This is a genomic window from Ruegeria sp. YKSD179 (assembly GCF_059612885.1).
In genome coordinates this window covers 47365-62404 of sequence record NZ_JBXWRL010000005.1, presented here as the reverse complement: position 1 = coordinate 62404, position 15040 = coordinate 47365, and the positions used below count along the sequence as shown (strand labels likewise).

Below are 15040 nucleotides of genomic sequence, written 5' to 3'. Positions count from 1 at the left end.
GGTTGTAACGAAACCGCTGGGAATTTTTCTGCGATGTCTCCCCCTACTCGGCCGCTTTGACCATCGGGTTGTTCGGATGCGTCGTCCAATTCGCATAGCCTGGCTGCACTACGTCGCCGGTGCGCGGGTCGACCTCGCCTGCTGCCATCGGCACCATTGTGATACATCCTTCGACCGGACAAACGTCGACGCACAGGTTACAGGCCACACATTCTTCGTCTTTCACCTCGAACACCCGATCCGCGGATATCGAAATCGCCTGATGGCTGGTGTCTTCGCATGCGGCATAGCAACGGCCACACTTGATACACTGATCCTGATCAATCTTGGCTTTGGCAACATAGTTAAGGTTCAGGTATTGCCAATCGGTGACGTTCGGAACCGCTTGCCCAACAAAATCTGAAACCTGACTGTAGCCTTTCTTGTCCATCCACTCGGAAAGCCCAGCCGTAAGTTCGTCAATGATCTTAAAGCCGTATGTCATCGCTGCTGTGCAAACCTGAACGTTTCCGCAGCCCAATGATATGAATTCAGCCGCATCGCGCCATGTCGTAACACCGCCAATACCAGAAATCGGTAGACCACGAGTAGTTTCGTTGCGCGCTATTTCGGAGACCATAGACAAAGCAATCGGTTTCACCGCTGGTCCGCAATAACCCCCGTGACTGCCTTTGCCGTCAATCGATGGTTCAGGGCTAAAGGTGTCAAGGTCAACGCTGGTGATAGAGTTGATTGTGTTAATTAACGATACTGCGTCTGCGCCACCATTTTTAGCAGCTGCCGCGGGTTTTCGAATGTCCGTGATATTCGGCGTGAGTTTAACAATGACGGGACGGTCATAGTACTTCTTGCACCAGCGTGTGACCATCTCGATATATTCCGGAACTTGGCCAACGGCCGAACCCATGCCGCGCTCACTCATTCCGTGAGGACAACCAAAATTAAGTTCAATGCCGTCCGCTCCTGTTTCCGCGACGAGAGGAAGAATGGCTTTCCACGCTTCTTCCTCGCACGGAACCATAATCGAGGCGATGAGCGCGCGATCGGGGTAGTCTGCCTTGACCCGCGCCATTTCTTCCAAATTCACCTCAAGCGGACGGTCGGTGATCAGTTCAATGTTGTTTAAGCCGAGTAAACGGCGATCTGCGCCGTATATCGCTCCATAACGGGGGCCGTTAACATTTACGACCGGTGGCCCTTCTGAACCTAGCGTTTTCCATACAACGCCGCCCCATCCTGCCTCAAACGCCCGGCGAACGTTGTATTCCTTATCGGTCGGGGGCGCAGAGGCCAGCCAAAATGGGTTCGGACTGGAAATCCCCAGAAAATCTGTTGTCAGGTCTGCCATGGATCCTCCTCACCGGCTCAGCCAGTTTTCTTGAATATCATTTCCGTCGGGCGGATTCGCCCGGCCCTTAGATTTGCGAAATAGTTCTTGAACTTCTCGGGTGCAGTTTCACCCATCATCAGGTGGATGCCCATCGGGGCAGGCCCATCCTTCGCCGCCTTGGCGAATGCCTCTTCAAAAAAGGCCAAAGCAAATTCAGTACGGTCGTTCTCTGAAACCAGACTTAACCCCGAGTGTTCGGCCGATTTTTTGTAGAATTCCGGTTTGTCCACAAAAGACGTGTCCGGTTGCGTCGACCATGGCAAAGGAAAAGCCATAGGCTCGTCTACGTGTCCGCGCATAACGTCAAAAAGCGCAAAAGTGCCATCTTTAGCGAGTGCACGGGATACTTCCGAAAATATCCCCTGCTTGTCTTCAATATTCATTCCCACGTGCAACATAATCGCCAAGTCAAACCCGGCATCAGGTACAGGCATATCCAGCGCGCTGCCTTCTAGGAAACTGACCTTATCTGAAAGCCCTACAAGCTCGCTTAATGACTTTGCGGCTTCAACAAACTCGGGCGTCAAATCAAACCCGGTTACCTTCGCTCCAAACCGATCGGCAACGTAACGCGAGGTACCGCCTATGCCGCAGCCGATATCCAAAACTCTGGTTGCGGGCGTCAAAGAGAGTTGATTGAAAAGATGATCAGTCGCCGCGACGCCACCCGTGTGGAATTCGTCGCTGGCTTTCAAGTCAGCAGCAGTCGCAGAATCGGGATTTACTCCGCTGGCTTTCAACGCGTCGCGAACACGCGTGGTTAAAGCTCCGGTTGTGTAGTGACGTGCAACTGCGTCTTCTATGTCAGACATTGCAATTCCCCGATGACACTTATGCGGCCTTGGTGCCTGAACATATCACGAATTGAGCATTGCGTGGATGTCCAACGCGGCATCTCGCCCTTCGGCAACAGCGGTAACTGTTAAGTCGTCGCCTCCTGCAGCGCAGTCTCCGCCAGCCCAGACGCCCGGCATTGACGTACGTCCAGCGCCAGATACCGCTATCTTGTTGCCGTCCAGCGAAAGATCTTCAGGTGCGCCGTCTAGCGATTGGCCAATCGCTTTTAGAACCTGGTCCGCGGGAATCCGAATGGTTTCACCCGTACCTACTAATTGCCCATCCCGACTGGAAGTATATTCCAGTTCGATTTCGGCGGCGGCGCCGTTGCCGTGGATGGCAACAGGCTGAACATTAGCCATAATCCGGACGCCATGAGAGGCGGCCAAATCCTGTTCATAACGGCTCGCCCCCATTGCGTCGCGCCCACGCCGATATGCGATCGTTACATGCTCTGCTCCCAATAACTTGGATTTCACAGCAGCATCTACTGCGGTCATACCGCCACCAATAACAACAACATTTCTCCCGACCGGCAAATGCGCAAGATCAGCCGCCTGGCGAACATCCGAAATGAAGTCGACCGCGTGGCGAACGCCTTCTTTATCTGCACCAGAAGTACGAAGAGCGTTCACGCCAGTAAGACCAATGGACAAAAAAACCGCATCGTAGTTTTCAAGTAGCCCGTCCAGCGAGATTGTCTCGCCAAGCACAGAACCGGTTTCGATGGCAATTCCACCAATTTTCAATAGCCAGTCCACCTCGGCCTGAGCAAAGTTGTTTGTCGATTTGTAGGCCGCGATGCCGTATTCGTTCAAACCACCAGGTTTGGGCCGAGCCTCGTGTATCACCACATCGTGGCCAAACATCGCCAACCGATGTGCACAGGCAAGACCGGCCGGCCCTGCCCCGATCACTGCCACCGTCTTTCCTGTAGGTGTCGCGCGATCGAAAGGGTGTTCTCCTGTGACCATCACTTCGTCAGTTGCGTATCGCTGCAGACGTCCAATCTCGACCGGTTTACCTTCTGCTGCTTCGCGCACGCAGGCTTCTTCGCAGAGCGTTTCAGTGGGACACACGCGCGCGCACATTCCGCCGAGGATATTTTGCTCGAGGATCGTGCGCCCAGCGGATTGCGGCTGACCAGCCTGAATCTGGCGGATGAAAAGTGGAATGTCGATATCCGTCGGACAAGCTGTAACGCAAGGAGCGTCATAACAGAAATAGCATCTATCGGCCGCGACAGCCGCCTCATGCGGTGCAAGCGGCGGATGCAGATCTGAAAAATTCGAGGTCAGCTCATCGCTGGAAAGCCGCCCGGATACTATGCCGGGTGCCATCTGGCCCTGTGCCATCGCTCTACTCCCTGTTGATATGTTTGTTATGGACCTACATTGCCACAACCTCATTTTTTATCAAATGGTAAAATTTGCCAAATGGTCAAAAAAATGAAAATCTGGGCGCGACGACCCGAATTCGAAAGTAAAATGCCTGAAATTGCGGCGCTGGGGGCCTAGACCATGCCGCTCAAATGCCCTGACTTTATCCAAACACGCGCACCGACTTCGCCGGCAATGGCGCTGGATTGCGTCCCCGGCGGAAGTCTTAGCCAATCCCATTCTTGAAACTCTTCACCCTTTTCGGTGAACGAACCACTTAAAACAAAAACCTCGAGACCATTGCTTGAATTTAGTGGCATCGATTCTCCTGCAGACCAATCCTGAACCCGAACATCTTCGTATTCGTCTCGAAACAAGTTCACACTTCCCGCTCCGTTGATCGATCTGCGAACTTGGGTTCGGTCGTTCGGATCAAATTGATGCAGCTTGACCAAGATAGTCGCGCCTTCGCTGGCCGAAGGGGTGTGCGAAGACGTCGGCGGATTGCGCACATAGCTGCCAACCGGAAAATCCCCGGTTTCATCCTGAAAGACGCCATCAAGCACTAAATACTCTTCTCCACCGTCATGAGTGTGTGCTGCAAAGACGCTTCCGGGCGCAAAGCGTACGATCGTTGTGGCGCGTGCGACCTCTTCACCGATACGGTCCAGCATCTTACGTTCTACTCCCGCAGATGGGGACTTGACCCACTCAGTATCGTTGAAATGAACCGCTACACGTTTGCTGAAATCGGCATTGACCCTCATCGCTTCGCTCCTCGGTTGCAACTGAATTGTCAGATGGTTCAGCCGGATAAATTTTCAAACCTTCTGTCTCATCGGGTTTTGACGGCCCATCCCAGTTACTGTAAGCCCGAAAGAGCTGAGCCATAAACAGACCTACAACCAGAAAGCGAAAATATGCAGGCGAAGCGCCCGGAATTCAACGTTGTCGTTATCGGACAAAATAATCGCATTCAATTTGAAGCGGTACTGTTTGCTGCTTCGCTTCGACATTCGTCACCAAGATTTTCAGGACGCTTGATTGTAGCTGTTCCGCAGGAAGGACCCCTATGGGAAAACGATCCGAGTATTCAAAACCCGGATGTACTTAGGGCACTAGATCATTTTGGGGCAGAGATTTTGCCCTTCAACAACGAAGTTTTCGGTGAGAGTTATCCTCAAGGCAACAAGATTGAGGCATTACTGAGTTTACCGTCGGGTGAACCCTTCGTCTTCTTCGACAGCGACACACTGATAACCGGCGAATTGGCTGAGGTACCGTTTGACTTTGACCGCCCCAGCGCTTCGCGCAAAGTAGAAGGAACCTGGCCCAAGCCAACACTATATGGCCCGGATATAGGGGGTATATGGCGTGCATTGTACGATCGGTTTGGCTTGGATTTCGAAAGCTCCTTAGACACAAGCCAGCCGCAAGGCTATTGGCGGCGCTTTTTGTACTTCAATGCCGGTTATTTCTATTACAAATGCCCACGTCTGTTCGGTGAACGATTTCTGAACTTAGCACGGACGATTCGCGATGAAGACATTCCGGAATTGACCGGGCAGAAGCTGGATCCCTGGCTGGATCAGGCGGCATTGCCGCTTGTTATTCACTCCCTTGGTGGCAGCCGGGACAGTCTTCCCGATGGCCACCTGGATGGACCCGTCAGTTGCCACTACCGTTTATTCCCACTGCTGTACGCGCGTGAGAGCGATAATGTTATAGAAGTGCTCGAGAAAGCCAGCGCGCCGAACAAGGTCAAAAAAGTGCTCAAAACCTATGATCCAATTAAAAAACTGGTTTATCAGGGCAAGGGTAGAAAAATTCGCGAGATGTTTGATCGCGATAATCTGCCCCACCGCGAGCAAGTCATTCGCAAGACAATTAAGTCCAAGGGCTTATGGCAACGTTGAAGACAACGTTGTGTGCAAGTAGGCAATGTCCTAGAGATTTCAGCAACAAAGTTCCTAACAGGAGAATTCGATATGTCTGACGGCCCTCAATACGGTTTTGACACGCTGCAGATTCACGCAGGAGCCCGCCCCGACCCTGCAACCGGAGCGCGCCAGACGCCCATCTATCAGACAACAGCCTATGTTTTTCGCGATGCAGAACACGCGGCGGCACTGTTCAATCTTCAAGAAGTTGGCTTTATCTATTCTCGGCTGACTAACCCCACTGTCGCAGTTCTTCAGGAACGTATCGCCACGCTTGAAGGCGGCGTTGGCGCGGTTTGCTGTTCCTCTGGTCACGCAGCGCAGATCATGGCGTTGTTCCCTCTGATGGGACCAGGTTGCAACGTTGTCGCTTCGACGCGCCTGTACGGCGGCACGGTCACCCAATTCAGCCAGACGATCAAACGTTTTGGCTGGACCGCCAAATTCGTTGATACCGACGATTTGGATGCTGTTAAAGCTGCCATAGACGAAAACACCCGCGCGGTATTCTGCGAATCCATCGCCAACCCTGGTGGCTATGTCACTGATATCCGCGCAATGGCCGATATCGCGGACGAGGCAGGCATTCCACTGATTGTGGACAACACCTCTGCCACACCATTCCTTTGTCGCCCAATCGAGCACGGTGCAACGCTGGTCGTTCATTCAACAACGAAATACCTTACCGGAAACGGGACCGTAACGGGTGGCTGCATTGTGGATTCCGGGAAATTCGATTGGTCTGCGAATGACAAGTTCCCGTCGCTCAGCGAACCCGAGCAAGCTTATCATGGGTTGAAGTTTCACGAGACCTTTGGGCCTTTAGCATTCACATTTCACGGCATCGCAATCGGTCTGCGGGATTTGGGCATGACGATGAACCCTCAGGCTGCGCACTACACGCTGATGGGGATCGAAACCCTAAGCCTACGGATGGAACGGCACGTCGAAAACGCTCAGAAAATCGCGACCTGGTTGGAATCAGATGACCGGGTTGAATACGTCACCTATGCCGGACTGCCGTCATCTCCTTACTATGACCGAGTCAAAAAACATTATCGTCGCGGCGCGGGTGCGCTGTTCACCTTTGCGGTCAAAGGCGGTTATGACTCCTGTGTTAAATTGGTGAACGCGCTGGAAATATTTAGCCACGTGGCGAACTTGGGCGATGCGCGCTCGCTGATCATACACTCAGCTTCGACCACGCACCGCCAGCTCACTGCGGAACAGCAAGAAGCCGCCGGCGCTGGCCCAGGTGTGGTGCGTGTATCCATTGGAATCGAGGACGCGGACGATTTGATTGCCGATCTAGACCAAGCGCTGTCAAAAGCGTGCGCCTAAGGTGATGACCGAGCACGACAAAAACGAACTGGGCCAACCAGTTGGCAAACCGGTTACGGGTATTTTTCCGCGACCAACGCCGCCATATTCGCCAATGAAAGGTCGTTCATGTTCCGTCGTGCCGTTAGACATAAATCTTCATGCGCCCGGTCTCTATCGGGCGTTTGCACACGACACAAATGGGCGAAACTGGACCTACCTGCCATATGGCCCCTTCACGACGGAGATTGAGTTCACCGACTGGGCCAGTGCGAATTGCATGGATACGGATCCGATGTTTCACACGATTCTTGACGAAGGTGAAAACCCGGTTGGGATGGCATCCTACCTCAGAGTCCAACCATCGGCGGGAGTTATTGAAGTGGGCCACATACATTTTTCGCCATTGCTGCAACGCAAGCCCCAATCGACCGAAACAATGTACCTGATGATGCGACGGGTATTCGACGAGCTTGGCTATCGCAGGTACGAATGGAAATGCGATGCCCTCAATGCACCGTCACGGCGCGCAGCGGAGCGTCTGGGCTTCACTTTCGAGGGAATCTTTCGCCAGGCAACGCATTATAAAGGGCGCAATCGTGATACAGCTTGGTATTCGATTCTGGACATTGAATGGCCTCGAGTTCGGGCGGCCTTTGAGAATTGGCTGGCGCCCGACAATTTTGACAACTCGGGCCAGCAGTTGAAACCACTGATGGCCCGCGCCTGAAGCTGATCTATTCAGCGATCTCAAATTCCATTGTCACGTTCACCGAAACAGAGACTTCGCCACCCGCCACTGGAACGGTTGCTGCATCCATCATGCTCATCTCTCGCATTTGTGCAACGGGACGCAAACCCATGGCGTGATCGCTGATCGATACAACCGAGCCTAGCGTGACCCCGGCCGCCTGCGCTAGCTGATTGGCCTTGGCAGTTGCGTCTGACACGGCTTTGGCCCGCGCATCTGCCTCCATCGGTTTTGGTTCCTGGATGCTGAAGCTAAGCCCACCAAAGTCGTTTGCGCCATCTTTTATGACTGCGTCCATGATCTCGCCCAGGCCATCAAGATCGCGCACACGGATCACAACACGATTCGAGGCTGTAAAACCAGTTATCTCTGGGCGCTCCCCGCTTTGGCCGTTCCGTCCGCTCCAGACCGGGTTCAGGGACAAATCACGGGTCTGTATGTCGCGGGCCTCGAGCCCCATTTCTTCCAGCCGATTTAAAATCTGCGTTACTGCCGCAGAGGTCGCCGCCATAGCATTCGCGGCCTGTTCATCTTGGTTTGTCACGCCCAAAGTAATCGTGGCCATATCTGGTGCAGCAAGCACCGTTCCAGTGCCGTTGACAATAATGCGACGTTCTTCGGCGTAAGCTGGCATTGCCGCCACCGCAGCGGTCAATGCAGTTAGAAAAGCAAGCGTCTTCAAGGTTATCCCTCCTGTTGACTTGGATAACAAATGGGAATTCGCGGCAGCACACGGCAAGGGGGAATAACGGCTTTTTCTTTCCCTCGGCAGGTTCCTGCTCTAATCTCATGCGGTGGACGCCAAAGCGTTTGCATTGAAACAGTCACTTATGGTTCATCCGGATTATGAAACCTGCCTTTGCGCTGTCTTTTTCGGAACACGGAATTTCATTGCATCACCAATCGGATGACGAATGGTATTGCATTGGAACAGTGCCGTTGGATTCGCCTGACTTAAGCCAAAGGATACAGGCGCTACGGGAACAAGGATTCGCGCTGGCCAATCATTTGGGGTGCACTTTGGTGCTCCCGACTGATCAAGTTCGCTTTCTTTCTGTGGAAACGGACGGATTGGGTTCCAAAGCTGCAGAGCAAAAGATACAAACGATCCTTGCCGATGCGACGCCATATGACTTGTCCGAGTTGTCCTATGCCACGATCGAAAATGGCGAAGTAACTCAGGTCGCCGCAGTCGCGCGTCAGACACTGAACGAAGCCTATGAATTCGCAGTATCCCGTGGCTTTGTCCCTGAGTCGTTTTGCGTGGGTACGGCTAGTGAAGATGCATTCACGGGTCAGGCCTTCAAATGGGGCCTCGAAATGCGCGGCTCGTCTGACTCTTCGTCCGTAGAAGACTCTTGGGAAACCGTCGACGGTGTAGGAACAGATGCGCCAATCTTGCAGGATGAGCAAACAGTCGATACTGAGATCTCGGACCCAAAATCAGAATTGCCAGTTGATGATGAAATTCAAAATCTAACGACGGACTTCACTCGGCAAGCCACGGAAATTTTGGTTGAGGAAGATTTTCAGTCGACTGTCGAAGACACCGCAGATTCTGAGTTGGAAACACCAGCCGAGGACGACAATGTAGCGGCTACCGCAGAGCAAGTTGACCCGTTTGCGGGAACCGCTCTTTGGGACGAGACTCAATCTGCAATCGAGGAAACCAACGAACCGGAACCAGAGTTGACGGGTGAAATAACCGCGTCGAAACCAACTCCAACGGCGACCGAATCGGCGATGGAATCTTCGCCGAAGGAAATTGCCCCACCATCATTCGATACCGCTGCGGAAACGGAATCGGATGTTCAGGTCGAAGACAATTCTGAAACGGTAAACTCTGGCATCGTTCACCAAGTTCAGGAGACTTCTTTTGAAGACAATGAACGAGAACCATTTGCGGGCCATGACGAAAAGTCATTCGACGCATTAGCTGAAGACGGCAAAGAAACCGCCAACTCTGACGTTCTTGAAACACTGCCGGACCAACCGGATGCGAAGGTCGAAAAAACACCAATTCATGCGATTGCCGAGCCGGCAAGTCCGGCGGCCTTTCGATCTGCGCCACAGCCTGTTGGCAAATCAACCTCGGGAAGTTGGAGTTTAAGACAGTTAGCGATTCCTGCAATTGCCGCGTTAGTTTGCGTCGGAATGGCCGTTGGCGCTTGGTCAATCCTTGGCCCGGACCCCTCACCCAAGGAAACAGACACAGCGCAACAGCAGCTTGATGTTCAAGAATTAGATCAGACGCCTGAAGCGACACCCGAAGTTGCCGCAATCGTTCCAGAAAAGAGCCAACCAAATATTGAAGCGGAACCTCTGGCCGTTGCGCCTGATCCAGCGCCAGAGTCGAATGGCGAAGGCGAACTGTCCGCGACGGATGCAGCAATTCTTGAAGCATTGAAAATCGAACCTGAAATTGTCGAAGATATTGCCACAGGATCGGAACCCCGAAAGCTGTTCAAGGACTTCACCGGTTCAACACCTGCGATGCCTTCACAGTTGGCGCGACCTGTTCTGGACGAATTGGGCGACGTCTATCTGTCATCCATTGATCGTTCGGACCTTTCTCAGGATGCCATTGCTCTGCCCTCAGTCAACGGCCTTGATACCGACAAAGTGGTTCCATCAATAGCGCAGCCCCCAGATGCCGAAGAATCTTACGAACTAGACGAACGGGGATTAGTCACCGCCAGTCCCGAGGGTACACTTAATCCCGACGGGATAATGATCTATTTGGGTCAACCTTCGTCTGTTCCACCGGAGACACCAGCCCGCCCCGAAGGTGAACCGGCGGTCGACGAGATCGATGAACGTCTGGCCGGCTTTAAGCCTAAACTTCGGCCCGACAACTTGGTGGATCAGTTTGAACGGTCGCAATTGGGGGGAAGGTCGCGTGAAGAACTAGCGGTAGTGCGCCCCAAGTTGCGCCCCGAGTCTTTGGAAGTCGAACCGGAAATAGACTATACTCCGACTGCCTTGGCTGTGGTGCGTGTGCCGCGACCCAAATTGCGACCTACAAGAACCGCGCCCCAGGTGGCCAGCTCCCCTAACGCAGGAACTGCAACTTTAGGCTCCACCGCTAATGTCGCTGCCACGGACGCGGTTTCTGCAGATGATGAAGCTGGCTCGTTCCAACCAAGAACAGTTTCCCCTAAAATTCCAACCACAGCCTCTGTCGCACGACAGGCAACGATTGATAATGCGATTAACTTACGCAAACTAAACTTGATCGGCGTATACGGCACACCTGCAAACCGTCGCGCGCTCGTCCGGCTACCCAGTGGTCGATACAAAAAACTAAAGGTTGGTGATCGGATAGATGGCGGCAAGGTTGTCGCCATCGGCGACAGCGAATTGCGCTATCAAAAGCGCGGTCAGAATGTGACTTTGAAGATGCCTCGAGGGTGATGAAACCGGGCACAACAATACCTTTGCGCCGGCCATGAAGCAAATCGGACACGACATGATCTTCGCGCACATCCTAAACAACGTCCAAGAAATCTCAGCACGCGTGTTCACCTGTCTTGCCTGAGAGATACAATCAGCGCTTGATTTTCACCAGGATCGAGCCGCATCGCGTCTTAGCTAAGTCAATTGGATTTCGGTATTATGTGCGTCGAGTTGATCTTGTCATTGCGGCTAGCTTCCAAACCTAACCAAATAACCAGGCTTTGACGTAAACCCGCGCGAGTGATCGAAGTCGCGCGGGATAAAGGTCACAGAGCCGTTTTCAGCCAGCAGGGCAACGCGACCCTGAACACATAAAGGTTTACCAGTGGCGAATAGGCTATAGCAGAAGTGACAGTTTTAAGCCGCTGAAATCTCGCCTGATTCTATTTGCTCGCGTTCTATGGACTCGAACAGAGCTTTGAAATTTCCCTCGCCAAATCCGTCATCGCCCTTGCGTTGAATGAACTCGAAAAAGATCGGGCCGATCACCGTTTTTGAGAAAATCTGCAACAGAATCTTTGTCTCGCCACCGTCCAAAACACCTTCTCCGTCAATTAGGATTCCGTGCTTCTTCATGCGGTCTTTGGGCTCATCGTGGCCCGCCACCCTGTCGAATGACATGTCGTAGTACGCCTCGTTCGGCCCGGGCATGAATTTCAGACCCTTTTCGGCAATCGCATCAGTCGAGCTGTAAATGTCGTCACTACCCACAGCGATGTGCTGAATACCTTCGCCATTGTACTTTTTTAGGTATGAAACGATCTGCCCGGTTTCGCCGCGATCCTCGTTGATCGGAATACGGATTCGCCCACAAGGAGACGTCAGCGCACGGCTATACAGGCCAGTAAACTTTCCCTGAATGTCAAAAAACCGGATCTCACGGAAATTGAACAAATCACCGTAGAACTTAAACCACTTGTCCATATTTCCTTTGAATACGTTGTGGGTCAAATGATCGAGATAATAGAACCCATCACCACGCGGTTTAGACGGCTTCAACCACTCAAATTCTTTATTGTAAGGCGATGTTTCGTAATATTGATCGATGAAATAAATCAACGACCCTCCAATTCCCTTAATCGCCGGAACATCCATGGTTTTGTCGGCTTCATCATAGGGTTCGGCCCCCTTGGAGATGGCGTGCTCATACGCTTTTTTCGCATCAACAACGCGCCAGCCCATCGCCGGCGCACATGGGCCATGCTCTGAAACGAACTTGGCGGCAAGGCTTTCGGAGTCCGCATTCAGAATATAAGTCACGTCGCCCTGTTGCCATAACTCAACTTTGGGCCTTTCACGGTGATAACCTACGTATTCAAATCCCATCTTCGCAAACAAATCCCTCAGCTCTTGAGGGTTTGGGTGAGCGAATTCCACAAACTCAAAACCATCGGTTCCGGCAGGGTTTTCTTTACTGATGACAGATTTCGGGGCGTTGTGTGGGAAAGGGCCCATGGAGCGACTCCGTTTAAACAGGAAATTCTTTGCTGATTCAAAAATACTCCTTAATCGATGCTGTTTCTGCGCATAGTTTTCGTGTAAACTAAGATCACGCGCGTAAAACCCGCACCAATTGGTCGAATAACGGAGAATGTGCGCACATGCTGGATGCAACGGACACGCGCCTATTGTCGGCTTTGCAAAAGGATGCTCATCTGACAGCCCATCAACTCGGTGAGATGTTGAATCTGTCTGCCAGCCAAGCCGGTCGCCGTCGTCAAAGGCTTGAAGCAGAAGGTTTCATCACAGGATATTCCGCTAGGCTGGACCCGGTTAAGCTGGGCCTTCAAGTCCAAGGTTTTATTCAAGTTCATCTGGGAACGCATGGACCCGAGCAATCAGCTAGTTTTGCCCGCATGGTCAATTCTCGTCCTGAGATCAGCAGCGCCTGGACGATGACTGGCGAAGCGGATTACCTACTGCATGTGTATTGCGACGACCTGTCCGCTCTCAACAGCTTGCTTCACGAGGTGATACTGCCGCATCCTGCTGTTGCAAGGGTTCAAAGCCAGATTGTTATGGACCAACTCAAACGCGACGCGCCACTACCGACATGACGGATCGGAAAGGAAATAGATGAACGAATTCCTCTACCAGGCTTCGATCTATCTTGCAGCGGCCGTGATTGCGGTGCCCCTTTCAGCTCGGCTGGGGTTGGGATCGGTGTTGGGCTATTTGGCAGCCGGAATTGCGATTGGACCCATTCTCGGTTTAGTTGGGGCCGAAACGGAGAACCTGCAGCATGTCGCCGAGTTCGGCGTCGTTATGATGCTTTTCCTCATTGGTTTGGAGCTGGAACCTCGCGCTCTTTGGGACATGCGCGACAAATTGCTTGGGCTTGGTGGGCTTCAAGTCGGTCTTTCGACGATCGCAATCGCTGCGGTTGCGTTTTACGCGGGTCACCCATGGTCGGTTTCGCTGGCAGTTGGACTGACTCTGTCACTATCATCTACGGCTATCGTGTTACAAACCCTGTCAGAAAAGGGATTAATGCAAACGAATGGCGGGCGCGCGACATTCTCTGTACTGCTGACGCAAGACATCGCGGTGATCCCTATTCTTGCGTTTCTCCCGCTATTAGCGTTACCGGCAATTGCGCACATAAATAATGACGGATCAATTGACCGGGGTGGCGATGCGGCCCATGGGGCGGATGCGCACCACGCACTTTCGCTGGTAGACGGCCTGCCGGGTTGGGCAGTCACTTTGGTCACGATCGCGGCAATCGCCTTTGTCGTGCTCGCCGGAGTTTACTTAACTCGTCCGCTTTTCCGCTTTATCCACACTACCCGTTTGCGCGAAATGTATACAGCGCTTGCCCTTATGATTGTTGTCGGAATTTCTTTCCTGATGACTCTGGTCGGGCTATCCCCTGCGCTTGGAGCATTTCTGGCTGGTGTTGTTCTTGCTAGCTCCGAATTTCGGCACGAGATGGAGAGCGACCTTGAACCATTCAAGGGTCTTTTTCTTGGTTTATTTTTTATCACGGTCGGCGCGGGAATCGATTTGGGTTATTTCTTTAACGATCCGTTCGACCTGATTGGACTGGCGTTGTTGGTAATCCTTGCAAAAGGGATAATCTTGTTTGTCGTGGGCAAGGCCTTCAAACTGCGCGGACGGGACCACTGGCTGTTCACGCTGGGTCTTGCTCAGGCAGGCGAATTTGGTTTTGTCCTGCTCGCATTTTCGACTCAGCAGAATGTGATCCCGCCAAATTTGTCGCAAAAGCTGCTTATGATCATCGCGCTAACAATGCTGATTACACCGCTTTTGTTCATTCTTTATGACCAGATTACACGCTATACGACCGACGGCAGCCCCAAGGTGGAGCCTGACGAAATCGACGAAAAAGGTCCGGTGATTATTGCAGGCATCGGCCGTTTTGGCCAAATCGTTAACCGGCTTGTGCAAGCTAGCGGGTTCAAGACCGTTGTATTGGATCACGATATCGAAACTATTCAGCTCATGCGACGCTTTGGCGTTAAAGGCTTTTTAGGTGACCCCACTCGCCCCGAGCTATTGCGGGCTGCCGGAATCGAAAAGGCATCCGTACTGGTTGCCGCAATGGATGACCGCAAGCAAGTCACACGTCTCGTCGGGTATGCGCGGCGCCAGCGCCCCGATCTGCACATAATAGCCCGGGCTCGCGACCGCACACATGTCTATGAATTGTACCAGGCCGGCGCGAATGACATCGTTCGTGAGATGTTTGATGGTTCACTCCGCGCGGGTCGCTACGTGTTGGAAAATGTAGGCCTCAGCGAATACGAGGCGGCCCAAGCAGAACAGACGTTTTACCACCACGACCGCACTTCGGTACGCGAACTGGCTGAACTTTGGATACCCGGGATGCCGACAGCTGATAACAAAAAATATATTGACCGGGCCCAAGAGCTTGAAAAAGACCTTGAAACCGCGCTGTTGGAATTAGCTGAAGAGCACACGAGAGAGTCTGCCTGACCCAAGC

The 15040-nt window shown here is 52.7% G+C and carries 12 protein-coding genes; 6 read left to right on the top strand and 6 right to left on the bottom strand.

What is annotated here, in order from left to right:
• Positions 1-43: 43 nt before the first annotated feature.
• From preA to AC2FNE_RS04450, 4 genes are all read right to left on the bottom strand, one after another.
• The gene (gene preA / locus AC2FNE_RS04465) at positions 44-1348 is read right to left on the bottom strand and encodes an NAD-dependent dihydropyrimidine dehydrogenase subunit PreA (protein WP_496804859.1); all 1305 of its coding nucleotides are present in this window, start codon (positions 1346-1348) and stop codon (positions 44-46) included.
• A 17-nt stretch (positions 1349-1365) separates the two neighbouring features.
• Complete coding sequence (locus tag AC2FNE_RS04460) at positions 1366-2202, bottom strand: class I SAM-dependent methyltransferase (RefSeq protein WP_496804858.1); 837 nt, start codon at positions 2200-2202, stop codon at positions 1366-1368.
• A gap of 45 nt (positions 2203-2247) precedes the next feature.
• A complete protein-coding gene (locus AC2FNE_RS04455) occupies positions 2248-3582 on the bottom strand; it encodes an NAD(P)-dependent oxidoreductase (protein ID WP_496804857.1) in 1335 nt (444 codons plus the stop codon).
• Positions 3583-3740: 158 nt separating this feature from the next.
• Positions 3741-4373 (bottom strand): cupin domain-containing protein, encoded by a 633-nt coding sequence (locus tag AC2FNE_RS04450; RefSeq protein WP_170608276.1) that lies wholly within the window; start codon positions 4371-4373, stop codon positions 3741-3743.
• Positions 4374-4526: 153 nt separating this feature from the next.
• On the opposite strand from AC2FNE_RS04450, the gene AC2FNE_RS04445 reads away from it, so the two are divergent.
• The 3 genes from AC2FNE_RS04445 to AC2FNE_RS04435 all read left to right on the top strand — a co-directional run bounded on the left by AC2FNE_RS04445 (position 4527) and on the right by AC2FNE_RS04435 (position 7596).
• On the top strand, positions 4527-5522 hold the full coding sequence (locus AC2FNE_RS04445) for a GT-B fold glycosyltransferase domain-containing protein (RefSeq protein WP_496804856.1): 996 nt from the start codon (positions 4527-4529) through the stop codon (positions 5520-5522).
• Between the two features lie 72 nt (positions 5523-5594).
• Positions 5595-6887: an O-acetylhomoserine aminocarboxypropyltransferase/cysteine synthase family protein gene (locus AC2FNE_RS04440; RefSeq protein ID WP_170475582.1), complete on the top strand. Its 1293-nt coding sequence runs from the start codon at positions 5595-5597 to the stop codon at positions 6885-6887.
• A 4-nt stretch (positions 6888-6891) separates the two neighbouring features.
• The gene (locus tag AC2FNE_RS04435; protein ID WP_170475584.1) at positions 6892-7596 is read left to right on the top strand and encodes a GNAT family N-acetyltransferase; all 705 of its coding nucleotides are present in this window, start codon (positions 6892-6894) and stop codon (positions 7594-7596) included.
• A 7-nt stretch (positions 7597-7603) separates the two neighbouring features.
• Here the strand turns inward: AC2FNE_RS04435 and AC2FNE_RS04430 are convergent, their stop codons facing one another.
• Entirely contained in the window at positions 7604-8299 is a 696-nt protein-coding gene (locus AC2FNE_RS04430) for an SIMPL domain-containing protein (protein ID WP_170475586.1), read from the bottom strand.
• A 164-nt stretch (positions 8300-8463) separates the two neighbouring features.
• Here AC2FNE_RS04430 and AC2FNE_RS04425 point away from each other — a divergent pair, with 164 nt between their 5' ends.
• Positions 8464-11031 carry a hypothetical protein gene (locus tag AC2FNE_RS04425; protein WP_496804855.1) on the top strand — a complete coding sequence of 856 codons (2568 nt, stop codon included), beginning with the start codon at positions 8464-8466 and terminating at the stop codon, positions 11029-11031.
• A 399-nt stretch (positions 11032-11430) separates the two neighbouring features.
• Here AC2FNE_RS04425 and hppD read toward each other — a convergent pair whose 3' ends face one another.
• Positions 11431-12528, bottom strand: coding sequence for a 4-hydroxyphenylpyruvate dioxygenase (gene hppD, locus AC2FNE_RS04420; RefSeq protein WP_496804854.1), 1098 nt, complete (start codon positions 12526-12528; stop codon positions 11431-11433).
• Between the two features lie 146 nt (positions 12529-12674).
• Here hppD and AC2FNE_RS04415 point away from each other — a divergent pair, with 146 nt between their 5' ends.
• Both AC2FNE_RS04415 and AC2FNE_RS04410 read left to right on the top strand, forming a co-directional pair.
• Entirely contained in the window at positions 12675-13130 is a 456-nt protein-coding gene (locus AC2FNE_RS04415; protein WP_170608285.1) for an Lrp/AsnC family transcriptional regulator, read from the top strand.
• A 19-nt stretch (positions 13131-13149) separates the two neighbouring features.
• A complete protein-coding gene (locus AC2FNE_RS04410; RefSeq protein WP_170475594.1) occupies positions 13150-15033 on the top strand; it encodes a cation:proton antiporter domain-containing protein in 1884 nt (627 codons plus the stop codon).
• Positions 15034-15040: the final 7 nt, after the last annotated feature.

Excerpts from the sequence above, each read along its gene's own strand:
- preA (WP_496804859.1), bottom strand. The coding sequence starts at position 1,348 with ATGGCAGACCTGACAACAGATTTTCTGGGGATTTCCAGTCCGAACCCA.
- AC2FNE_RS04460 (WP_496804858.1), bottom strand. The coding sequence starts at position 2,202 with ATGTCTGACATAGAAGACGCAGTTGCACGTCACTACACAACCGGAGCT.
- AC2FNE_RS04455 (WP_496804857.1), bottom strand. The coding sequence starts at position 3,582 with ATGGCACAGGGCCAGATGGCACCCGGCATAGTATCCGGGCGGCTTTCC.
- AC2FNE_RS04450 (WP_170608276.1), bottom strand. The coding sequence starts at position 4,373 with ATGAGGGTCAATGCCGATTTCAGCAAACGTGTAGCGGTTCATTTCAAC.
- AC2FNE_RS04445 (WP_496804856.1), top strand. The coding sequence starts at position 4,527 with ATGCAGGCGAAGCGCCCGGAATTCAACGTTGTCGTTATCGGACAAAAT.
- AC2FNE_RS04440 (WP_170475582.1), top strand. The coding sequence starts at position 5,595 with ATGTCTGACGGCCCTCAATACGGTTTTGACACGCTGCAGATTCACGCA.
- AC2FNE_RS04435 (WP_170475584.1), top strand. The coding sequence starts at position 6,892 with ATGACCGAGCACGACAAAAACGAACTGGGCCAACCAGTTGGCAAACCG.
- AC2FNE_RS04425 (WP_496804855.1), top strand. The coding sequence starts at position 8,464 with ATGAAACCTGCCTTTGCGCTGTCTTTTTCGGAACACGGAATTTCATTG.
- hppD (WP_496804854.1), bottom strand. The coding sequence starts at position 12,528 with ATGGGCCCTTTCCCACACAACGCCCCGAAATCTGTCATCAGTAAAGAA.
- AC2FNE_RS04415 (WP_170608285.1), top strand. The coding sequence starts at position 12,675 with ATGCTGGATGCAACGGACACGCGCCTATTGTCGGCTTTGCAAAAGGAT.
- AC2FNE_RS04410 (WP_170475594.1), top strand. The coding sequence starts at position 13,150 with ATGAACGAATTCCTCTACCAGGCTTCGATCTATCTTGCAGCGGCCGTG.